This window comes from Hyphomicrobiales bacterium (genome assembly GCA_002869065.1).
GTDB lineage: Bacteria > Pseudomonadota > Alphaproteobacteria > Rhizobiales > Rhodobiaceae > Rhodobium.
Genome location: PKTR01000001.1, coordinates 66,242 through 86,748 on the forward strand (window position 1 = coordinate 66,242; position 20,507 = coordinate 86,748).

Here is a 20,507-nt window from a genome sequence, read left to right on the forward strand (position 1 = left end):
TGAAGTCAAAATCCGGTCGCTGAAATGTGACTTTGTCACGGACGACGCATCCCCTAGTGGATTAGGAATGACCCGAAGGCGCCTCGAGGAGGAGGGGCCGGTGTCGTTTTTCAAGGAGACTGACCATGGGTTCGCTCGTTAACGTCGGTGGCGTCGATCGCATTCTTCGTATCGTTGTCGGTATCGCTCTTATCGCTTTCGCGCTGTTCGGCCCGGCCGAAATCGCCTGGAAGTGGGTTGGCTGGATCGGCGTTGTGCCGCTGGTGACCGGTGCGCTGGCCTGGTGCCCGGCTTACACGCTGTTCGGCATCAAGACCTGCCCGATGAAGTAAGCCGTATTTCCCGTTGCGGGTCTAAGCCGGTCTGATGCCGGCGGGCCCGATGGGTAGACAGAAAGCGGGCAGGGATCGGCATCGAGCCGGTCTCTGCCCGTTTTCTTTCAGGCGGCGCTGCCACCTTCATCGGATGGCGCCTTGCCAGCACCGGCGAAGGCCTCATCCGCTTTCTTCAGACGCATCGCGGCCCGTGTCGCGGCATCCGCTGCTGCCGTTTCCTCGTCGGTCGCAGTCTCGGCCGGCATTGCGGCCTTTGCCGCAGCGGCTCGCCGCTCGCGCCTGCGTTCCATCATCCCGCGGATGGCCTTGCGCCGCCGCCAGGCTTCGATCCTGGCCCGCCGATAGCCGCGTCCGAGCGGCTCGACCTCGGCATAATAGGTCTCGGCAAGGGCGGCGCGGAAGTCGGTAAGGCCTTCCTCGGCGATATCGTGGAACTGACGGATCACCGACATCCACAATGGGCTGACAAGCAGCGACAGCGCGATCACGGCGACCGCGAGCCGGTAGCCGTCGCCGCCGATGGCGCCGTTGGCAATGCCGACTGCGGCAAGCACGAAGGAAAACTCGCCGATCTGCGCCATGATGAGGCCGCTCGGGAAAGCGCGTTCCCACGGTTCGCCAACCGCGCGCAGCAGCGCCACATTGACGATGGATTTCGCCGTCAGCACCACGAAAACGAACAGCAGCACCGTGCCGATATTTGCGAGGATGTAGTTGAGGTCAATCAGCAGCCCGATCGACAGGAAGAAGATCACCACTAGCACACTCTGGATCGGATGGGTGACGGAGATGGCTTCCTGGCGCAGTGTCGAATTCGCGATGACGAGACCGGCGACAAAGGCACCGAAAGCGGCCGACAGCCCTGCAAGGGCGGACAGCGCGCCAGCCGCAAAGCAGTAGGCGATGGCCGCGACCGCGACGAGATCCTCGCGGCCCGACAGAGCCTCCGTAAACGGCAGGTTCAGCTTGTTCGAGCGCGCCAGGAAACGGAACAGAAGGGTCAGGAACAGCCCGGCGCCGACCATCTTCAGGACCAGCAGGACAGGGTGGTTGATCTCGCCCGACAGCGAATCGACCAGAATGATCATCGGAACGATGGCGATGTCCTGAGCAATCAGAACGCCGACCGTCATCCGGCCCGTCGCGGTTCGCAACTCGCCGATGGCATCGAGCATGGTCATGGCAACGGCGGTCGACGACACAGCCATGATGAAACCGATCAACAGCGATTGTTGCGGTGGCCAGCCGAGAAACGTGCCGATAGCAAAGCTGACCAGAAGTGCGAAGCTGGTCTGTCCAGCCATGGTGATCACGGCGGGTTTGAGCACCCGCGCAAAGGCCTTCAGACTGATCTCCATGCCGATCAGGAAGAGCAGCAACACCACGCCGAGCTCGGCCAGAAGCGAAATCGACTCGGTTGCGGTAACGAGCCCGACGCCGGTCGGGCCGAGCACCACGCCGCCGAGGATATAGCCGACTACGGGAGGCTGTTTCAGGCGAAGAAACAGGATACCGACGAGCGCCGAAACCGACAGGACAACAGCAATACCGACAAGATCACCTGTGTGGCCTTCCAACGCGCTCTCCTCAGAAGTCGGGAATCGATCTCCACTTTAACGTCTTGAAACGAAAAGAGCGATTGGCGGAACGGCGCATCCGGGCGAGAGGCGCCCAGCCGGCGAAAATGGGCCGCCGGCCGGGCAGCTTGGGTCAGCTCGCCGGCCTGTTCGCCGGGCGGCAACGCTGCAGGTCTTCGAGCACCTGCGCCATCATCGCGAAATAGAGGTCAATGCCCGCCGTCTGGCCGAACGCCTCTATCTTCGCTGCCGCGGCTGGGCAGTTGGGAGCTTCGAGATTGAACCGCCAGGCGAGATAGAGAATGTCGGATTCCGGCACATGCACCGGTGCGCCGTGTGGGGCATCGAGCGCGTCGCGCATCGACTTCTCAAGTGCCGCGAGCCGCTTCTTCAGCACGATCTCATTGTCGAGGATGCGGTCGCCGCCATCGGGATAGACCCGCACCAGATTGGACGCGATGCGGCTGACAGCGAGCTTGGCGAGCCGCGGGTCGAGCCAGAACCGCATATCGTGCCGCCCGCTCGGACGGTCGGCATTGCCGGCCTCGGACATGCTGATCAGCGGCGTGGTCGCCGACAGCGTCAGGCTCTTGAAGCCGATCGAGGCATCGAGCGTGCGGATGCCAGCAAGCGCCTGCTCGTATTCCGGCCCGGCCCAGATCACCATTTCGGCGGCTTCGATCGCGGCAAGCGCGTCGGCATCGGGGACGGGATCCGACAGGGCATCCTTGTTGGAGAACAGGAGGGCAGGGGTACCGACGCCCTCGAGCAGGGTCGCGACGAGGGAGTGCAACGCCGGAGTGCTGACGACGACCTTGTCGCCGGCGGCTGCCGGGCTTTGCGTGGAAAAGAGCGTGACAAGCGCGGCGAACAGCGCCCCGCAAACGGAAAAGACGGATTTCGACATGGAATGGTCCTCATGTGACACAGGCCGCGCGCACTGCTGGCGGGACGGGTTTCATTCTTGGTTCTTGGGCTGTGTCAGGCCGAGGGTGGTCCGCGCGTCGTGCCGGCGCGGCGATGCTGTTCGGCGAGTTCGAAATCCGCCGAGGGCGGTACGAGAACCGTCAGGCAGGTCGGAGCGGGGTCCGCGAGGGCCGGCGCATTGCCGGCATCGAGAGCGCCCGAGACGGCGGCGCTGGCGCACAACACGCAAGGCGCATTGTCATCGTCGGGCGCATGTCGATCGTTGTCCCCGTCAAGCGAAACGATGCCGTCGGCGGTACAGATCTGCAGGAAACCGATAGGGGTGCCGGTCGGTCCGCCGATACCGGCGGCGACGGCCATGGCGGATGCGTGCTCGGCGGCGAAAACCACCTGCAGCAGCATGGCCCAGAACGCAAGCCATGCGGTCAGTCCGCTCCGTCGGCCGTTTCGGCCGTTCCGTCGCATCAAAGGCCCCACCCCCGTGGCATCCGGTACGATGCAATTGGGGAAGGATACGGGCAAACGGCGTCGGGTCAATGGGAGCAGATTGACGCGGTGCCGCTTCGGAGTGGTTGGAAAGCTGCCCCCTGAGCCGCTCTAGCCGAGCTTGCCGGTGACTTTCAGTGCGAAAGCCCAGTTGAACGCGACTTCTTCGAGGCGGGCGAAACGGCCGCTCGCCCCGGCATGGCCGGCATCCATATTGGTCTTCAGCAAAAGCAGATTTTCGTCGGTCCGGGTCGCGCGCAGCTTCGCCACCCATTTCGCCGGTTCCCAGTAGGTGACGCGCGGATCGGTCAGCCCGCCCTCGGCGAGGATCGGCGGATAGGCCTTCGCCTCGACATTGTCATAGGGGCTGTAGCTGCGGATGAAGTCGAACGCCGTCTTGTCGGCGATCGGATTGCCCCATTCCGGCCATTCCGGCGGCGTCAGCGGCAGCGTGTCGTCGAGCATGGTGTTGAGCACGTCGACGAAGGGCACCTCGGCGATGATGCCGGCGAACAGCTCCGGCGCCATGTTGGCGACCGCGCCCATCAGCATGCCGCCCGCCGATCCGCCCTGCGCGACGATGTGGCCCTCGGCGGTGATGCCTTCGGCGATCAGATGCCGTCCGGCGGCGATGAAGTCGGAGAAGGTGTTGGTCTTGTGCTCGCGCCGGCCCTGCTTGTACCAGCGATAGCCCTTGTCCTTGCCGCCGCGGATGTGGGCGATGGCGTAGACGAAGCCGCGGTCGACCAGCGACAGTGCATTGGTCGAGAACGAGGCGGGGATCGAAATACCGTAGGAGCCGTAGCCATAGAGCAGGCACGGGGCGGAGCCGTCGAGCGGCGTGTCCTTGGCATAGAAAAGCGACACCGGCACCGTCTCGCCGTCCGCGGTCGGCGCCAGCAGCCGGCGGGTGACGTAGCGCTCGGGATCGTGGCCGCTCGGAACTTCCTGTTCCTTGCGCAACACGCGCTCGCGGCTCTCCATGTCGTAGTCGAAGACCCGCGCCGGCGTGGTCATCGACGAATAGGTGAAGCGCAGCGTCGTCGTGTCGAACTCGTAGCCGTCGGATACGCCGAGCGAATAGGCTTCTTCATCGAAGGCGATGGCGTGCTCGTCGCCGTCGGCAAGGCGGCGGATGACGATGCGCGGCAAACCGTCCTTGCGCTCCAGCCGGACGACATGGCCGGCATAGGTGGTGAGCGAAAGGATCAGCCGTCCCGCTTCATGGGGGACCAGATCGCTCCAATGTTCGCGGCCCGGCGTTGCAACGGGCGCGGTGACGATCTTGAAGTCCTCCGCGTCGTCGGCATTGGTCAGGATGTAGAGCCGGTCGCCATGATGCTCGACACCGTATTCGTGCGCGGTCTCGCGGGCCGCGACCAGAACTGCTCTGCTTTCCGGCGCATCCGCGTCGATGAGGCGGACCTCGGAGGTCTCGTGGTCATGGCAGTCGATGAGGATGTACTTGCCCGACTGCGTCTTGCCGACGCCGACGAAGAAACCGGAATCCGCTTCCTCGTAGACGAGCGCATCGTCTTTCGGGGACGTGCCGACAATATGGCGCATGACTTTGGTCGGCCGGTGATTGGCGTCGAGCACGACATAGAACAGCGTTTTTCCGTCATTCGCCCACACCGCGCCGCCCGATGTATCGGCGATCAAATCGTCGAGGTCGGCGCCGGTCGCCGCGTCGCGGACCCGCAGCGTGTAATACTCCGAGCCCTTGTCGTCGGCGGCCCAGGCGACCAGTCTGTGGTCCGGGCTGTGATCGACGCCGCCGAGGCGGAAATAGGCCTTGCCCTCGGCAAGCACATTGCCGTCGACCAGCACGGTGTCGTCGCCGCCGTCGCGCGGCGTGCGCACGAACATCGGGTGTTCCGCGCCTTCCGTATATTTCACCGCATAGGCGTAGTCGCCGTCAGCGGCGGGCACGCTCGAATCGTCCTGCTTGATGCGACCTTTCAACTCGGCGAACAGCGCCTCGCGCAAGGCGTCCGTGTCGGCCATTGCCTCGGTCATGTAGGCGTTCTCGGCCTCCAGATAGGCGCGGATATCGTCCGCCAGCACGCTCGGGTCGTGCATCACCTCCTGCCAGTTATCGGCGCGCAGCCAGGCATAGTCGTCGGTCAGCTCGACACCATGCTGGTTTGACGTAACGGGGCGTTTTTCGGCAATCGGCGGCTGCACGGCGAAGTCCTTGTGTCGGGTCCGGGAAAAAATGCCAACGCTGAAAACCGTGGTTGACGGTCATTGTGCGCCGGCTCGGCTGAACTATGTTTCCATCACCTAAGCATTCGTGTGCCAAGGTCAACGGGCGGACTATGGGGTTCTCCGAATTGACGGGATGTTAATCACATTATGCTGCCTTGTCCTCGACTTGGCAGAACGGTATGCCAAACTGATTTTGCGGGCGAATCACTCGTTTTCCGCGTGGTACGGGTGGACCTCCGGTTCTGGAGAATTGCATGGCGCTGACGGGATCTGACGGAACTTTCCTGGCCATTCTGGCGCCGTTTGTCGCCGCAGCCATTGCTCCTTTTGTTCACCGCATCGCCGGCCAGGCCGCCGGATGGCTTCTGGCGATTATTCCCGCCGCGGTTTTCGTTCACCTTTTCAGCTATGTCGGCGCCATCGGTCACGGCGAGCGCTTCGTCATCGGCGTCGACTGGGTGCCGAGCTTCGGCGTGCGCTATTCCTTCTTCATCGACGGCCTGTCGCTGCTCTTCGCGCTGCTGATTTCCGGCATCGGTACCTTCATCATCCTCTATTCGGGGGGGTATCTGAAGGGCCACAAGCAGCAGGGGCGGTTCTACTCGTTCATGTTCCTGTTCATGGGCGCGATGCTCGGCCTCGTGCTCGCCGACAATCTGATGACGCTGTTCATCTACTGGGAGCTGACCTCGATCACGTCGTTCCTGCTGATCGGCTTCGACAACACCCGCGAGGCCTCGCGCCGCGCCGCGCTGCAGGCGCTGCTGGTCACCGGCGGCGGCGGGCTGTCGCTGCTCGCCGGCTTCCTGCTGATCGCCTCGGCAACAGGGATCGGCGAAATGTCGGAGCTGCTGGCGATGCCTGGCGGGCTGCAGGGCAACGCGCTCTATCTGCCGATCTTCCTGCTGATCCTCGGCGGCGCCTTCACCAAGTCGGCGCAGTTCCCGATGCATTTCTGGTTGCCGAACGCAATGGAGGCGCCGACGCCGGTGTCGGCCTATCTGCACTCCGCCACCATGGTGAAGGCCGGCGTCTATCTGCTGATGCGCGTCAACCCGCTGCTTGGCGGCACCGAACTTTGGACGACCGTGCTGCCGCTGTTCGGCGGCGCCACGCTGCTGATCGGCACGCTGCTGGCCGTGCGCCAGACCGATTTGAAGCTGATGCTGGCCTATACGACCGTCGCTTCGCTCGGCCTGCTGGTCATGCTGACCGGCTTCGGCTCGGACAAGGCGATCGAGGGCGCGGTGCTCTATCTCTTCGCCCACTCCCTGTTCAAGGGCGGCCTCTTCATGGTCGCCGGCACCATCGATCACGAGGCCGGCACCCGCGACATCACCAGGCTCGGCGGGCTGCGTGGCGCGATGCCGATCACCTTCGCCGCCGCTGCTCTTGCCGCGCTATCGATGTCCGGCCTGCCACCCTTCATCGGCTTCATCGCAAAGGAAGTGCTCTACGAAGGCATCTGGGCGTCCTACGGCGCCGGTCTCGCGGTCACGATGACAGCGGTTGCCGGCAATGCGCTGATGCTGGTGATCGCGGCCGCTGTCGCGCTGCGCCCGTTCTTTGGCGAGAAGGTCGAGACCCCGAAACACGCTCATGAAGGCCCGGCGCTGCTCTGGCTCGGGCCCGTTACGCTGTCACTCGTCGGCCTTGGCTCGGCGCTGTTCGCGCACGCAACCGGCGAGTTCCTCATTGGTCCGATGGCGACCAGCGTACTCGGCAAGGCATCCGCCGTCGAGTTGCACCTCATACCCGCCCATATCGGCGCGCCGCTGATCCTCTCGGTCATCACGGTCGCGCTCGGCATTATCGTCTATCTCAATCTCGACCGCGCGCGCGCGGCCATCGCGCGTGTCCTGGAGATCATCGGCTGGGGTCCGGACAAGGGCTTCGACCAATTCGTCCGCCTGATCCTGACTATCGCCGTTCGCCTCGCCCGCGTGCTGCAGCCGGGCAAGATGAGCTACTACATGGGCGCGACGTTCCTGATCACCGCCGCGACCCTGCTGGTGCCGCCAATCGTCTTTGACCAGTTGCCGGCCTGGCCTGAAATGCCGGACGTCACACTCGGCACGTTCTACGAATGGTCGATCATCATCATCGCGCTGTTCGGCCTGGCGACGGTTCTGCTCGCCGAGACACGGCTCGTTGCCATCGTCTCGCTCGGTATCCAGGGCTTCGCCGTTGCCTTGCTTTTCATGCTGTTCGGCGCACCGGACCTGTCGTTCACCCAGTTCATGGTCGAGACGCTGTCGGTCGTCATCCTTGCCCTCGTCATGACGCGGCTCGATCTCGGACCCTCGAAGCACCGTCCGGTCGGCGCGATGGTCAAGGATGTGGCCCTGTCCGTTGCCGTCGGCGTCGGCTTCGGTCTGCTGCTGCTGTCCGTCGTCCAGATGCCGTTCGATGCGACGCTGTCCGAATTCTTCGCCGAAAACAGCCGCGTCATCGCGCACGGGCGCAACATCGTCAACGTCATCATCGTTGACTTCCGCGGCCTTGATACGCTGGGCGAAATCGGCGTGGTGATGGTGACCGGCCTCGCGGTTCTGGCGTTGATCCGAATCCGCACGCGGCCAAAAGCCGAGGACGATGGCGACCTGCCTGCGCAGGCGCTGTCGGCAACCGAAGCTGGGAGGATTGACCAGTGAGTACCGTCATCTTCCGCACCATCGCGCCCTATCTGAGCAGCATCATGGTGCTGTTCTCGATTTTCGTGCTGCTGCGCGGCCACAACGAACCGGGCGGCGGTTTCATCGGCGGGCTGATCGCGGCGTCGGCCTTTGCGATTTACGGCATTGCGTGCGGTGTCCAGCCGGTGCGGCGCGCGTTGTTCTTCCACCCGATGAGCCTGGCAGCCTTCGGCCTCGTGCTGGCAGCACTTGCCGGCATGCCCTCGCTGCTCGCCGGCGTGCCGTTCCTTACCGGTTTGTGGGCGACGCCGAACGTGCTCGGCATCGAGATCACCGTCTCGACGCCGATGGTTTTCGATATCGGGGTCTATTTCGTCGTCGTCGGCGCGATCACCACGATCGCGCTCGCGCTTGAAGAAAGGGAGCGGGACTGATGGAAGTAGCGCTTACCTTTCTCGTCACGATCTATTTCATCGCCAGCATCTACCTGATGCTGTCGACCCACATCATCCGCATTCTGCTCGGCGTTGCGCTGATCTCCAACGCGGTGAACATGTTGATCTTCACCGCCGGACGGCTTGCCCGCGAGGTGCCGCCGATCATCGCGCCGGATCGCATGGTGCCCGAAACCGTGACGGCCAATCCGCTGCCGCAGGCGCTGATCCTGACGGCGATCGTGATTTCGTTCTCGTTCTTCGCTTTCCTGCTCGTGCTCGCCTTCCGCGCCTACCAGGCGCTTGGTACCGATGACGTCGATGAAATGCGCGTCGCCGAGCCGGAGGTCGAGCCGCCGCTACCGATGGGATATTGACCATGGCCGCTGAAAGCCACGCCGTCGATGTATCGCACGCCATGGTCACCGAGGCCGTGGCGCTTGGCGATTGGCTGGTCATCCTGCCGATGGTGATCTGCATCCTCGGCGGCGCCGTAACGCTGATGCTGCGCAAGAAGACGTCGTTTCAGCCCTGGCTCGCGATTTTCCTGTTGACCCTGCTCGTTGCCGTTGATGTGGGGCTTCTCCTGCGCGTCCTCGAGAAGGGCCCGGTGACGATGGTGATGGGGCGCTGGCTGCCGCCATTCGGCATCGCGTTCACGGTCGATACGGTTGGCGCGCTGCTGGCGCTGACATCGGCCGTCATCGGCCTGGTTGCCGCCATCTATGCCCGCGCCGACATCGGCACATTGAGCCGCCGCTACGGGTTCTATCCGCTGCTGCTGTTGTTGCTCGCGGGCGTCTCGGGCTCGTTCCTGACCGGGGATATCTTCAATCTCTATGTCTGGTTCGAGCTGATGCTGATCTCGTCCTTCGGGCTGTTGATCCTCGGCAGCTCGCGCATGCAGCTCGACGGTGCGGTCAAATATGCGGTCCTGAATCTGATCGCCACCACCCTGTTCCTGATCGCGACCGGTTATCTCTATGGCTTGTTGGGTACCCTCAACATGGCCGATATCACGGTCAAGCTGCGGAGCCTTCCCGACGGCGCCCCGATCGGCACCATCGCAACGCTTTACTGCGTCGCCTTTGCCATGAAAGCTGCCGCGTTCCCAACGAATTTCTGGCTTCCGGCCTCCTATCACACGCCACGGATCGTGGTTTCGGCGATCTTCGGCGGTCTGCTGACCAAGGTCGGCGTCTACGCCCTGCTGCGCACACTCGTCATGCTGATGCCGGAAAGTCGCGTCGACCTTGCCGGCCTGCTGGTGTGGATCGCAGCGCTCACCATGTTGAGCGCGGTGCTCGCTGCGCTGGCCCAGTCGGATGTCCGCCGCACGCTCGGCTATCTGGTGATCTCGGGTATCGGCTCGATGCTGGTCGGCATTGCACTCGGAACTCCCGAGGCCATTGGCGGCACGATCTTTTATGCCATTCATTCCATGCTGGTCATGACCGGGCTCTACCTCGTCATCGGCATCGTGATCCGCGTCGGCGGCGCGCATGATCTGGCCGGCCTCGGCGGGCTCTATGGCAACCGGCCGTACCTCGCGGCCCTGTTCCTCATTCTCGCTTTCGCGATCGCTGGCCTTCCGCCGTTCTCCGGTTTCTGGCCGAAAGTCATCCTGGTGCGCGCGTCGCTCGACACGGGCCACACCTGGCTGGCAACCGCCATCCTCGTCACGGGCTTCCTGACCTCGCTTGCCGTCGGTCGCCTCTGGCTGCACGTATTCTGGCGCGGCGGACCGCTCGGCACGCCGGACGGCGCGCAGTCCACCATGACGATGTCTATGGCGGGAACGGGCACCAAGCTTTCGGTTTATGTCCCGGTGACAGTATTTGTCGCCGCTGCGGTCGTGATCGGCCTGATGCCTGAGCCGGTCATGAAAATGGCGATGGACGGGGCCGCCGTCTTCGTCGATCCCACGGCCTATATCGGTTCGGTCTTCCCGGGAGGCGCCCAATGACGACGCTCTATCTCGTCAATATCATTCTCGCGATCACCTGGGCGGCGATCACAGCGAATTTCTCGCTGCTCAACCTGGTCTTCGGCTTTCTCCTCGGCTCGTTCGCCCTCTACATCATCCGCGAGCAGGTGGGCACCAGCGGCTACTTCCGCCGTTCCTACCGCCTCGTCAGCCTTGGCGTGCTGTTCTTCTATGAACTCGTGCTCTCCGCGGTTCGCGTCGCCCGGATCGTGCTGACCCCGAAAATCGACCTGCATCCCGGTATCATTGCCTATCCGCTGACGGTCGACCGCGATTTCGAGATCACGTTGCTCGCCAACTTGATCACCCTGACGCCGGGGACGCTCAGCGTCGACGTCTCGGATGATCGCAAGACGCTTTACGTCCACTGCATCGACGTCCCCGACGTGGAGGCCGAAATCACCGGCATCCGCAACGGCTTCGAGCGCAAGATCCTGGAGGCCTTCCGATGACTGCCGCTGCGTTCCTCCAGGCCTGCGTGCTGTTTTCGCTCGCCGTTCTGGCACTGTCCTTCGTGCTGATCGTGGTACGGATCTTCCGTGGCCCAACCCTGCCGGATCGCATTCTCGCGCTCGATATGCTGGTTGCCGTCGGTATCGGCTTCATCGCGGTGATCGGTGTGAAGACCGGCTATTTCCTCTATCTCGATATCGCCATTGCCCTCGGTCTTGTCGGATTCCTGGCGACTGTCGCGTTTGCCCGTTTCGTCCTCAATCGCGGACGAGCCGGTGAGGACGGCACAGCGGATGCGGCGCCGGCCAAGGCGGAGGAAGCGTAATGGAAGCGTTCATCCAGATTATCGTCGGCGTCATGATCGTGGTCGGCGCGTTCTTCGCGCTCGTCGCATCCATCGGCCTGTTGCGGCTGGAAGACGTTTACATGCGCATGCACGCCGCCAGTAAGGCCGGAACCCTCGGCTCCGGTGTTATGCTTCTCGCACTTGCGCTCTATGCGCAGGAACTCGATGTCGTCTCCCGCGCCATTGCCGGCGTGGTGTTTTTCCTGCTGACGACACCGGTTTCGACGCATCTGCTGGCGCGCGCCGCCTACATGGTCGGCTACAAGCCTTCCGAGAACACGCGCATCGATGCGCTAAAAGACACCCTTGAGAAGACGAATTAGTCCGCTTGGCAGATCGCCTGTCGGCGGGTTGAATCGTCGCTGCACGCGGTGTTCGATGCCGGATGCCTCATGCAACCTTCCCAAAGGTGACAGTTCCCGACATATTGTCGCATAGAAAAAAGTCAAAACTGCTCGTTTTTTCCTCATCCCGATAGTTTTAACCTATTTGCTTGAAGAAAGCGGCATCTTCACTTGTGTTCTTTTATTTTTCGAATATACATTGACCCAAGCCGAGAGTGGGTCCTTGCAGAGCGTTTAGTTCGCGTTTCCATACTTGTGAGCTCGGCAGAATCCGACGGTCTGTCCGTCACATTCAACAATTGATATCTGCGTAGATAACGCAAAGAATGGAAGAAAGATGAGTGAAGAAGCTATTGGAGCCAACCTTATCGACCTGACGGCGGACATTATTTCTGCATATGTCAGCAACAATACGGTTGCAGCTTCCGAGGTGCCGGGCATGATTTCGGAAGTTTACTCGGCGCTCCAGAAAACGCGGGACGGGATGGCTGAGCCGGAGCCGGAACCGCTTCGTCCTGCTGTTGCGATCAAGAAGTCCGTTACGCCGGACTACATCATCTGCTTGGAAGACGGCAAGAAGTTCAAATCGCTGAAGCGTCACCTGCGGACCCATTACGATATGACGCCCGAGGAATACCGGGAAAAGTGGGGTTTGCCGGCCGATTATCCGATGGTGGCGCCGAGCTATGCGGCTGCCCGTTCCGACCTGGCCAAGAAAATGGGCCTCGGCCAGCAGCGTCGCCGCTCCAAGTAATAGTCCGCTAGAAACAGTAATCCTGTTTGATGCGCCGCGGGGGTCTCTTGGCCTCCGCGGCGCTTCTGTTTCCGGTTGCATATCATTGGAAACAGGTATTTAGAAGGTGGGAAAAGGGGGGCGGTTTCTCCCTCCTTATGGATCGCGCCGGTCCAAAGGGCGCTCACCCGCCTGCCAGCGTGTCGTACTCCGCGGCGTAGGCCTGCTGAAGCGCGATATGCCGGGTTAGGCTGTAGCTCCAGTGCCCTTCAGAGCCGCGCTTTCGCTCCGCCAGCAGTGCGGCCGCAATGCGTCGGACGATGGTTTCCGTCGTCTCCGCCGAAAAATCCCGCAATTCATAGTCGGTTACCTGAACGATGCCAGGCAGATGCCGGGCCCTGCGATAGGATGTGACCGTTTTGCCAGGCGCTAACGCACGCGCCGTAGCGGCCAGCTCTTCGAGGCGGGTTCCCATATTCTCCTACGTCATCTCGTCTCCTCCGCTCACGAGAATACCGCCGGTGGGACGCGCGGGGATTTGACCCGCCTTGCCACGCATCGCGATTCCGCTGGCGGCGCCGGGAACGGGGAGGGGCGACTCGCGTTCGGAAAATGCGCGCCGGGCTCAAAACGGCATCCAATTGAACCCTTTTTGAGTGGCCAACGGGCTGGTTGCGCGTCTCGCTGACGCCGGCGTGTCTCGGCGGGCGGCCCCACTGGCGACACGGATGGCGATGGTTTGAAAATCGGTTCGCTGGAGCCGCGCACAGCGAAGTTACCATCGATGCGTATTTCGTAATCCCCGCCAGACCGGCTGCGTTGGCACATTTCTAAGGCTGCGAATGGCCCGGTTCGCTGGAAAGTCGGGTGCCGGTTTCATTGTGACGCAGGGGCATTTTTATCCCCGCCATGGTTGTAACGCGTATTTCTGGAATAGGAAAGAAAACCTAAAACGGTGAATTTCGCGTTTGCAACGACAAAAAAAAGGGGCGTCCCACATGCAATGCCACAGCAGTTCGCCGGTCCCGCCGGGGCCGGTTTCAGACAAAGCAATCCGGATGGGGTTCGAGGCCGACGAACTTGATCGGGCAGCTGGGTGTCAGTTTCTCATCGCGACCATTGCCATGGTGTTTCATGTTTCGGTCGCAGAGTTGCAGGGACCGACGCGAGGGCGTGCTGCCGTCGCATTTGCCCGTCAGGTTGCGATGTATACGGCCCATGTGGCACTTGGGCTTTCGCTGACTGATGTCGGCCGCCAGTTCGGGCGCGATCGCACCACCGCCGCCCACGCGTGCCGCATCATCGAGGATTGCCGCGACGATCCGCGCGTCGACCGGGCGCTGTCGGCAATCGAGACATCCCTGTCGGTCTGGCGTGACGACACGATCCGCGAACTCGGGCGGTGCCTGGGATGAGCGGCCGGGAAACACACAAGGCGGATGCCGCGGAGGCTGCGAGGCTTCGCATTCGTGTCGGGCGCTTTCTCGCCTGCGGAGCAGCGCGTTGCGATGCCGGAGATACGCGGGACCTGAAGGTTCTTGTGCCTGAAGAGGGGATCTCGCGTCGATCGCTCCGCGTTGCGGCCGCCGCCATCAAACGCATGCAGGCGGACGGGATCGTTGCCGTATCCCGAATCGCCGAAGCCGGTCCGCATGACAAAGCGCCGACCGGCAGTGAGATTGTCTCGCTGACACGGGAAGGTCGCGCCTGGCTCCGCCGTACCCTTTCTGCCGGCGACGATGCCTTCCGCCGGCAGCACGGCTCCATTGCCGAAAGGCGTATTGAGCTTGGTGACGGCACGGCGGACACCTGTCTGGTCGATGATGCGGAAAGTCCGCTCGCCTGGCTTTACCGGCGGCGCAGCCGCGACGGCAGGAAATTGTTGGATGATGCGCAGTTCAATGCCGGTGAGCGTTTGCGGCATGACTTCACCCGCGGCCAGCTGATGCCGCGCATCACCGCGAACTGGAATGCCGACATCAATCAGGGGCGTCGGCGGTCGGGCGAGGCCGGCGGGTCGTCGGATCTCACCGATGCCGCGTTGGCCGCGCGTGTGCATGTGGAAAAGGCACTCGATGCGGTCGGGCCGGAACTGTCCGGTGTGTTGATCGATGTCTGCTGTTTTTTGAAAGGACTGGCCGAGGTCGAAAAGGAACGCCAGTGGCCGGCAAGGTCGGCCAAGGTCATTCTCGTCCTCGGGCTGACGCGCCTCGCCCGGCATTATGGTTATGGCGGCGACTTTGCGAACCGAAAAGGGTCGGTTCGTCATTGGGGCGCGACGGACTACCGTCCGACTCTTTAAGAGGGAGAGGAACAGCGCTCTAAGCAGCGCGCGCCCGCTCCGCATCTGCGCGAACCCGCTGGATCATCGCCTTCAGCCCGTTCGCGCGCTGCGGCGTGAGATGATCCTCAAGGCCGAGGGTGCGGAACGTGCCTTCCAGGTCGAGCGCGCGCAGCTCGGCTGCCGTCTTTCCCGAGCACATCGCGATGAGGATCGCCAGAAGTCCGCGCACGATATGCGCATCGCTGTCGCCAATGAAGGTCAGAGTGGCCGAGTCGCCGCTGCCGTCGATCGACGTCGAAAGCCAGACCTGACTGACGCAGCCAAGCACCTTGTTGGTGTCGGTGCGCTCGGTTTCCGGCAACGGTTCGATGTCCCGGCCCAGCTCGACGAGATAGCGGTAGCGGTCGTCCCATTCCTCGAGGAAAGAAAAATTGTCGAGAATCTCGTCGATATCCATCACGCGTCCCGCTTCATGCTCGTTGTTCACGGGCAGATATAGTTCGATCGGTGCACGAGGGAAACCGCAGGGACTGTGCGGCGAAAAGAAAAAACGCCGCGAACGAAAAGGGCAGTATTCGTTCGCGGCGCCGATGGATCAGTGTCCATCGAAAAGTGGTCAGGCTCTCGAAACCGCGTTCAGCGATTGTTGGCGACGCGTGGCATGAGCGTGGTGCTCATTGCTTCGCAGGGTGGCGATACGGACGCGTCGGGCAGACGTCCGTTCGCCGGAAACAGGGGTCAGACCGGCTGGGCCGGATTTGTCGGGGCGGGCGAGACTTTGCCAGCGGGTTCGGTGGATGCCGGCACCGGCGCCGGTGCGGCAGTTTCGTCGTCGTTCAGATACTCGTAGAGCGCCTTGGCGCTTGCCTTGGCCTTGTTGGAGAAGGCGTTCGCCGCGCTCTGGCCGGTTTCGCAGGTCGCCGGATTGCGCTCGCAGAAGCCGGAAATGTCAGAATAGATCGATTGCGCCGCGCCGATTGCTTCCCACGTCGAGATGTCGGTCTGGGCGGTGTTGTCGCTGGTATCCGGTTCGATCGGAAGTACCGCGATCAGAAGGCAAAGCCAAAAAGCCGTGCGAATAAGAGACATAGTTCTGCCCTTTCTCTTAGAAGATCGACTACTTGTTTTGTTTTTGCGTCGACTGGGGATGTTCTAACAAACAGGACTGAAAAAATATTTGGGAATACCGCCGTGATTTTCCGAAAATTCTGAGAAAGATCGAATTTAACTTGAAGAAAATTTGCCGAAAAAACGATTCAAATTTTCATCAAATTCTATCGGCCGGAGAGAAGTTGCGGCTTTCTATGCACTTCTCGGAATCTCGCGATTCGCCGCGCGCCGCCATTCGGTGCCGCCCGACGCCCTTTCGCGGGTTCATGTGGGTAAAAACGCAAGGTGCCATTAACCACGATTGGAAAAAGGCCCTATCGGGGACCCGAAAAGACCATTCCCAGGCCCCGATCGCGACAGTCGTACCCGCCGATTTTAGCGTTCCTTAAGTCCCCGGTGGGACGATCATCCAACTCATAAGGACAGGGGCGGCGTGCCGGGAGCACGTCGGATCGGTAAGTTGTCGCGTAACCCAATGTTTGGCCAGATCGGGCGCTTCGTGGATGGGCTGGTCCATCCCTCGGTGGCCGATGATGCTCTCGTTGCCGCTCGGCACCGGGCCTTTATCGCGGCCAATCTGCTTGGTGGGCTTTGCGCGCTGGCGATCCTCCCGCTCTATCTTGCCTGGATCGGTACGATCAACGGCCACGCGGTCGTTTCGTTCGCATTTCTCGCCGCGCAGGCGCCGATCGGACTTTTCCTCTCTCGCACAGGGCGATTTGAAGCCGCATCGCTCGCTGGTTCGGTTGCCTTCGCCGGGCTTATCGCCTGGGTGGCGATGCTGACTGGCGGTCTGACCTCTCCGGCACTGCTTTGGCTGGTTCTGGTTCCCGTCGAGGGGGCATTGTCGGGTTCGCGCCGCGTGATCTTCGGTTCGATGCTCGTCGCGGCGGCCGGGCTGACCGGCGTTGCGGTCTCACAAGCGAGTGGGTTGATGCCGGGCGCCTTCTGGCTGATGCAGCCGATCTGGGTCGCTCAGTTCTGCATCGTTCTTGCCGGACTTCTTTATGGCGGGCTCGTCGCGTTGCGTTCCGACAGCTTCTTTCAGACCTCGTTGAAGGCTCTCGAGGACAGGGAAGCGCGCTATCGAGTCGTCGGCGAGAACATGACCGACGTCGTCAGCCTGCACTCGGCCAATGGCGATACCGTGTTCATTTCGCCGGCCGTGACCAAACTGTTCGGCATCGAGCACGGCGATGCAATCGGCGCCGGGCTGTTCCATCGCGTTCACGTTGCCGACCGTCCTGCCTATCTCAAGACCCTGTCCGACGCGCTCGCCAACGGCGAACCCGGCTCGGTCGAGTTCCGCGGCCTGCGTTCGGTAGGGGGCGGGGTCCCTGCCAGCTATATCTGGCTGGAAATGCGCTGCCAGCCGCTCTCCATGCCCGATCCGGTCAACGGCAATGCCGAAGTGGTCGCCGTCATTCGCGATATCACCGCGCGCAAACAGCAGGAAGACGAGCTTCGCCACGCGCGGACCGCAGCCGAAGAAGCGAGCAACACCAAGACCCGTTTCCTTGCCAATGTCAGTCATGAGCTGCGCACGCCACTGAATGCGATCATCGGTTTCTCGGAAATCCTCAGCGAGGGTATCGCTTTCCCCGACCAGGCTGCGCGCACCAAGGAATACGCCAAGCTGATCCACGACTCCGGTCATCACCTGCTGCAGGTGGTCAACGACATTCTCGACATGTCGAAGATCGAGTCGGGCAATTTCGAGATCGTTGCCGAGCCGTTCGACCTGACCGCCTTGCTCGACAATTGCAGCCGGCTGATGGAACACCAGGCCGCGGAGCGCGGTGTGTCCATCGTCACCCAGTGCGATGGCAGCCTGCCCGAGATCGTAGCCGACCGCCGGGCCTGCAAGCAGATCCTGTTGAACCTGCTTTCGAACTCGGTGAAGTTCACCAATCCGGGCGGCCGTATCGTGCTCGGTTGCCGGCGCGAGGGAACGCGCGTTGCGATCATTGTTGCCGACGACGGCATCGGCATCGCAGAGCAGGATATCCCGAACCTCGGCAATCCCTTTTTCCAGGCGGATTCCGGCTACGACCGTCGCCACGACGGAACCGGGCTGGGCCTCTCCGTCGTCAACGGTCTCGTCAAGCTGCATGGTGGTTCGGTCAATATCTCGAGCCAGCTCGGCAAGGGGACCGACGTCACGATCTGGCTGCCGATCAACTGCGAAGCGGCCGCCGAACCGATCAATGCACGCGCCAAGCCGAAGATGGATCACGGCGTCACCGCCGAAGTGAAGCGACTTGCAGGGTAGGGGAATGAGAGACAAGGATCTCGACGATCTTATGGACGGGCCGCGCCCCGGTTCGGTGCCGATTCGTCTGCTGGGACGTTTGACCAGAGACCCGGTGACGTCCGGCGGCATGCTGGTCACAGCTGCCGTCATGATCGCAATCGTCACCAATGCAGCCTTCATGCAGAAGGAGCGGCACCCCGCGCCGCTGTTCGAGACCAGGCCTTTCGATCAGCCCGCACCGGGCAGTTCGCGGGCGGTGCGGACCCAGCGCCTGCTCAATGCACCTTCGGCCGCGCTGGTGCGCGATATTCAGACCGGACTTGCCGAACGTGGCTTTTATCAGGGTCCGATCGACGGCGTGGTCGGCCCGGTCACCGGTGATGCGATTCGCGGCTTCGAACGGGCTGCCGGACTGCTGACGACGGGCGAGCCGAGCGAGCGTCTGCTCGCGCAGATCCAGCTCTCGACCATTGCGCCGTCCGGATCCACGGCCACTGTGGCACCGACACCGATTCCCGCCGATCGCGACGCGCCCGCTGCGCCGATGGATGAGGCACGCCGCGAGATCGCCTCGATCCAGACGCTTCTCAACAAGCTCGGCTACGGCCCTCTGACAGTCGACGGATATATGGGATCGGCAACCTCGACCGCTATCAGCCGGTTCGAGAAGGATCAGGGCCTCCCGGTCACGGGCGCGCTGAGTGCCAAGGTGATCCGCGATCTGCAACTCTTCGCTGGAAACACCCGATAGCCTATAAGCTTCGGCTATGAGCATTCGAGTCACGTCCGATCTGTGGGTGTCGGCCCATGTCCGCCGCTGTTTTTCGGCCGGTGCGATGGCGCTTGTCGCCCGTCGCGGAGCAACCGAGGCCGGCGCGATCTTCCTCAAAATCAATCGTCTGTACGGGCGCTTCGACCTGTACGGTCCGGCGCCGCAGACCGACTTCGATGAAGACCGGCCACGCGACCGCCTGTTTGAGCGGGTGCTTGAGGAATGCCCGGAAAGCGAAATCGACGAGCGGTTGACGCGCGAGGCGCGCTTCGACAGCGACCTGTGGATCGTTGAAATTGAGGACCGTGAGGGTCGCGCTTTTCTCGACGGGCTTTGAGCGAAGCTCTACCGCTACGCTGCATCCACTTTTTTCGGGGATTTGCCGCGATCGTTGTCGGCGTCGCCGGTTGGCTGCGTGACCTGCGCCTTGAGCCGGCGCTGGCTCTCTGCTGCGGCCAGCTTGTGCACCGGCGATACCAGATGCGGCGGCACGCGCATGGCGGGCTGGTCGGAAATCCGCCACTGGTCGATCAGATAGAGCGCGGCTTTCACCGACAGGCGGTCGAAGAACCGGGTCAGAGACCGCACTTTGTCGCTCGACTGGGCCAGCGTCGGAATGATGTCCGAGAAGGCGGCAATCGCCCGATCGGTCGGAATCCCGGAGGCCTTCAGCAAGACCGCGATGGGTTCCCCGGTGGCATCGTCGAGAATACGCTCGACGAGTGTCCGCCGCAGGTCGAATTCCTGCGCGAGCAGTGAGAGCAGCAGCTCGCGGTCGCGCGAGTAGATTGCCTTGTAGAGCGGATAATGACCATTGCCGGAAACCTTCGTGGTCACCGGTATGGGCTTGCGGCCGACGGAGGCGCCGAGGAGCTTGTGCTCGACGGCCGCGACAACCCGTTCACGCCCCGCGCGCCCGAGATCGAGGAAAATCTCGACAAGGCGCTCGCCGGCAATGTCCGGGCGCAAGGCGAGTTGATCGCCGAGCCTGTGGTTGCGGGTAACCGCCTGCAGCAGTTTCTCGAACGGTACCGGCTCCAGCGACACCGAGCGATTGCCGATCAACGCTCCGATCGCGCCAAGGTCGTCGGCCATTACGATTGCCTGCAAGGCAAGCAGCGGCAGGTCCGGACGCTCGGCGAGCGTTTGCAGATGCGCGCCGCCGAGGTTGGCGATCCGCAACATCTCCAGCTCGTCGAGTTGCGGCGAGCGCAGGATCACCTGACGGGCGATGTCGATCGGTTCCCGATAGAGCAGGCGAAGCACCGGCTTCGGCGTTTCGGGATGAGCGGCCACCAGATCCGCCAGCACACGTTTTCCGTCACTGCCGCAGGTGCCGAATAGATCGTAGACGATGCTCTGGAACAGTCGCCGCTCGCGCTCTGTATGTTTGTCCTCGCTCGCATAGAGTTCCGCGCAGGCACGCAGCAATGCGGCGCTACGGTCGGGGCCGGCGTTGCGGGCGAGTTTCTCGAAATCTGCAATCGAAAACGACATGGCGGCGACCTCGGGTGCGGGCGCGACGCCTTTCGAAAATCGTGCGCGGGCGTCGCGGCAAGACCAGTCCTTGTGCAGGGCGCCGGAACGCACCGCGCCTTTGCCCCAACTCTCGCCCATT

22 protein-coding genes are annotated in these 20,507 nt (G+C 62.6%); 14 read left to right on the top strand and 8 right to left on the bottom strand.

The window, feature by feature from the left end:
- Positions 1-125: 125 nt before the first annotated feature.
- Positions 126-332: a DUF2892 domain-containing protein gene (locus tag C0606_00325; protein ID PLX39028.1), complete on the top strand. Its 207-nt coding sequence runs from the start codon at positions 126-128 to the stop codon at positions 330-332.
- Positions 333-439: 107 nt separating this feature from the next.
- Here C0606_00325 and C0606_00330 read toward each other — a convergent pair whose 3' ends face one another.
- The 4 genes from C0606_00330 to C0606_00345 all read right to left on the bottom strand — a co-directional run bounded on the left by C0606_00330 (position 440) and on the right by C0606_00345 (position 5,512).
- Complete coding sequence (locus C0606_00330; protein PLX39029.1) at positions 440-1,912, bottom strand: cation:proton antiporter; 1,473 nt, start codon at positions 1,910-1,912, stop codon at positions 440-442.
- A 133-nt stretch (positions 1,913-2,045) separates the two neighbouring features.
- Positions 2,046-2,819: a hypothetical protein gene (locus C0606_00335; GenBank protein ID PLX39030.1), complete on the bottom strand. Its 774-nt coding sequence runs from the start codon at positions 2,817-2,819 to the stop codon at positions 2,046-2,048.
- 74 nt (positions 2,820-2,893) lie between these two features.
- The gene (locus C0606_00340) at positions 2,894-3,241 is read right to left on the bottom strand and encodes a hypothetical protein (protein ID PLX39031.1); all 348 of its coding nucleotides are present in this window, start codon (positions 3,239-3,241) and stop codon (positions 2,894-2,896) included.
- Between the two features lie 195 nt (positions 3,242-3,436).
- Positions 3,437-5,512 carry a S9 family peptidase gene (locus tag C0606_00345; GenBank protein ID PLX39032.1) on the bottom strand — a complete coding sequence of 692 codons (2,076 nt, stop codon included), beginning with the start codon at positions 5,510-5,512 and terminating at the stop codon, positions 3,437-3,439.
- 278 nt (positions 5,513-5,790) lie between these two features.
- On the opposite strand from C0606_00345, the gene C0606_00350 reads away from it, so the two are divergent.
- The 8 genes from C0606_00350 (at position 5,791) to C0606_00385 (ending at position 12,490) form a co-directional block, all read left to right on the top strand.
- A complete protein-coding gene (locus C0606_00350) occupies positions 5,791-8,190 on the top strand; it encodes a Na(+)/H(+) antiporter subunit A (protein PLX39033.1) in 2,400 nt (799 codons plus the stop codon).
- Positions 8,187-8,606, top strand: coding sequence for a Na(+)/H(+) antiporter subunit B (locus tag C0606_00355; protein ID PLX39034.1), 420 nt, complete (start codon positions 8,187-8,189; stop codon positions 8,604-8,606). Before C0606_00350 ends, C0606_00355 begins: the two co-directional genes overlap by 4 nt.
- Positions 8,606-8,983 carry a cation:proton antiporter gene (locus C0606_00360; protein PLX39035.1) on the top strand — a complete coding sequence of 126 codons (378 nt, stop codon included), beginning with the start codon at positions 8,606-8,608 and terminating at the stop codon, positions 8,981-8,983. Before C0606_00355 ends, C0606_00360 begins: the two co-directional genes overlap by 1 nt.
- A gap of 2 nt (positions 8,984-8,985) precedes the next feature.
- Positions 8,986-10,572 (top strand): Na+/H+ antiporter subunit D, encoded by a 1,587-nt coding sequence (locus C0606_00365; protein PLX39036.1) that lies wholly within the window; start codon positions 8,986-8,988, stop codon positions 10,570-10,572.
- Positions 10,569-11,045, top strand: coding sequence for a Na+/H+ antiporter subunit E (locus C0606_00370; GenBank protein PLX39037.1), 477 nt, complete (start codon positions 10,569-10,571; stop codon positions 11,043-11,045). Before C0606_00365 ends, C0606_00370 begins: the two co-directional genes overlap by 4 nt.
- Positions 11,042-11,371, top strand: coding sequence for a cation:proton antiporter (locus C0606_00375; protein ID PLX39038.1), 330 nt, complete (start codon positions 11,042-11,044; stop codon positions 11,369-11,371). The genes C0606_00370 and C0606_00375 overlap by 4 nt, the downstream gene beginning before the upstream one ends.
- Entirely contained in the window at positions 11,371-11,715 is a 345-nt protein-coding gene (locus C0606_00380) for a Na+/H+ antiporter subunit G (GenBank protein ID PLX39039.1), read from the top strand. Before C0606_00375 ends, C0606_00380 begins: the two co-directional genes overlap by 1 nt.
- Before the next feature lie 358 nt (positions 11,716-12,073).
- The gene (locus C0606_00385; GenBank protein ID PLX39040.1) at positions 12,074-12,490 is read left to right on the top strand and encodes a MucR family transcriptional regulator; all 417 of its coding nucleotides are present in this window, start codon (positions 12,074-12,076) and stop codon (positions 12,488-12,490) included.
- Positions 12,491-12,653: 163 nt separating this feature from the next.
- On the opposite strand, the gene C0606_00390 is transcribed toward C0606_00385, so the two are convergent.
- Positions 12,654-12,857: a hypothetical protein gene (locus C0606_00390; protein PLX39626.1), complete on the bottom strand. Its 204-nt coding sequence runs from the start codon at positions 12,855-12,857 to the stop codon at positions 12,654-12,656.
- 670 nt (positions 12,858-13,527) lie between these two features.
- Between C0606_00390 and C0606_00395 the strand changes: the two genes are divergently transcribed.
- The gene (locus C0606_00395; protein PLX39041.1) at positions 13,528-13,884 is read left to right on the top strand and encodes a hypothetical protein; all 357 of its coding nucleotides are present in this window, start codon (positions 13,528-13,530) and stop codon (positions 13,882-13,884) included.
- Positions 13,881-14,771, top strand: a complete 891-nt coding sequence (locus tag C0606_00400; protein ID PLX39042.1) for a hypothetical protein — start codon at positions 13,881-13,883, stop codon at positions 14,769-14,771. Before C0606_00395 ends, C0606_00400 begins: the two co-directional genes overlap by 4 nt.
- 19 nt (positions 14,772-14,790) lie before the next feature.
- On the opposite strand, the gene C0606_00405 is transcribed toward C0606_00400, so the two are convergent.
- On the bottom strand, positions 14,791-15,210 hold the full coding sequence (locus C0606_00405; protein ID PLX39043.1) for a cysteine desulfuration protein SufE: 420 nt from the start codon (positions 15,208-15,210) through the stop codon (positions 14,791-14,793).
- A gap of 281 nt (positions 15,211-15,491) precedes the next feature.
- Complete coding sequence (locus tag C0606_00410) at positions 15,492-15,842, bottom strand: hypothetical protein (GenBank protein PLX39044.1); 351 nt, start codon at positions 15,840-15,842, stop codon at positions 15,492-15,494.
- 496 nt (positions 15,843-16,338) lie between these two features.
- Here C0606_00410 and C0606_00415 point away from each other — a divergent pair, with 496 nt between their 5' ends.
- The 3 genes from C0606_00415 to C0606_00425 are packed head-to-tail and all read left to right on the top strand — an operon-like array spanning position 16,339 to position 19,226.
- On the top strand, positions 16,339-18,135 hold the full coding sequence (locus C0606_00415) for a PAS domain-containing sensor histidine kinase (GenBank protein PLX39045.1): 1,797 nt from the start codon (positions 16,339-16,341) through the stop codon (positions 18,133-18,135).
- Positions 18,136-18,139: 4 nt separating this feature from the next.
- Positions 18,140-18,868 (top strand): peptidoglycan-binding protein, encoded by a 729-nt coding sequence (locus C0606_00420; protein ID PLX39046.1) that lies wholly within the window; start codon positions 18,140-18,142, stop codon positions 18,866-18,868.
- A 22-nt stretch (positions 18,869-18,890) separates the two neighbouring features.
- Entirely contained in the window at positions 18,891-19,226 is a 336-nt protein-coding gene (locus tag C0606_00425) for a DUF1491 domain-containing protein (protein ID PLX39627.1), read from the top strand.
- A 14-nt stretch (positions 19,227-19,240) separates the two neighbouring features.
- Here the strand turns inward: C0606_00425 and C0606_00430 are convergent, their stop codons facing one another.
- Positions 19,241-20,506, bottom strand: coding sequence for a hypothetical protein (locus tag C0606_00430; protein ID PLX39047.1), 1,266 nt, complete (start codon positions 20,504-20,506; stop codon positions 19,241-19,243).
- Between the last annotated feature and the right edge of the window lies 1 nt (position 20,507).

Coding starts and splice junctions, on each gene's coding strand:
- C0606_00325 (PLX39028.1), top strand. CDS start 126: ATGGGTTCGCTCGTTAACGTCGGTGGCGTCGATCGCATTCTTCGTATC.
- C0606_00335 (PLX39030.1), bottom strand. CDS start 2,819: ATGTCGAAATCCGTCTTTTCCGTTTGCGGGGCGCTGTTCGCCGCGCTT.
- C0606_00340 (PLX39031.1), bottom strand. CDS start 3,241: ATGCTGCTGCAGGTGGTTTTCGCCGCCGAGCACGCATCCGCCATGGCC.
- C0606_00350 (PLX39033.1), top strand. CDS start 5,791: ATGGCGCTGACGGGATCTGACGGAACTTTCCTGGCCATTCTGGCGCCG.
- C0606_00360 (PLX39035.1), top strand. CDS start 8,606: ATGGAAGTAGCGCTTACCTTTCTCGTCACGATCTATTTCATCGCCAGC.
- C0606_00365 (PLX39036.1), top strand. CDS start 8,986: ATGGCCGCTGAAAGCCACGCCGTCGATGTATCGCACGCCATGGTCACC.
- C0606_00370 (PLX39037.1), top strand. CDS start 10,569: ATGACGACGCTCTATCTCGTCAATATCATTCTCGCGATCACCTGGGCG.
- C0606_00375 (PLX39038.1), top strand. CDS start 11,042: ATGACTGCCGCTGCGTTCCTCCAGGCCTGCGTGCTGTTTTCGCTCGCC.
- C0606_00380 (PLX39039.1), top strand. CDS start 11,371: ATGGAAGCGTTCATCCAGATTATCGTCGGCGTCATGATCGTGGTCGGC.
- C0606_00385 (PLX39040.1), top strand. CDS start 12,074: ATGAGTGAAGAAGCTATTGGAGCCAACCTTATCGACCTGACGGCGGAC.
- C0606_00395 (PLX39041.1), top strand. CDS start 13,528: ATGGGGTTCGAGGCCGACGAACTTGATCGGGCAGCTGGGTGTCAGTTT.
- C0606_00400 (PLX39042.1), top strand. CDS start 13,881: ATGAGCGGCCGGGAAACACACAAGGCGGATGCCGCGGAGGCTGCGAGG.
- C0606_00405 (PLX39043.1), bottom strand. CDS start 15,210: ATGGATATCGACGAGATTCTCGACAATTTTTCTTTCCTCGAGGAATGG.
- C0606_00410 (PLX39044.1), bottom strand. CDS start 15,842: ATGTCTCTTATTCGCACGGCTTTTTGGCTTTGCCTTCTGATCGCGGTA.
- C0606_00415 (PLX39045.1), top strand. CDS start 16,339: ATGTTTGGCCAGATCGGGCGCTTCGTGGATGGGCTGGTCCATCCCTCG.
- C0606_00420 (PLX39046.1), top strand. CDS start 18,140: ATGAGAGACAAGGATCTCGACGATCTTATGGACGGGCCGCGCCCCGGT.
- C0606_00430 (PLX39047.1), bottom strand. CDS start 20,506: ATGGGCGAGAGTTGGGGCAAAGGCGCGGTGCGTTCCGGCGCCCTGCAC.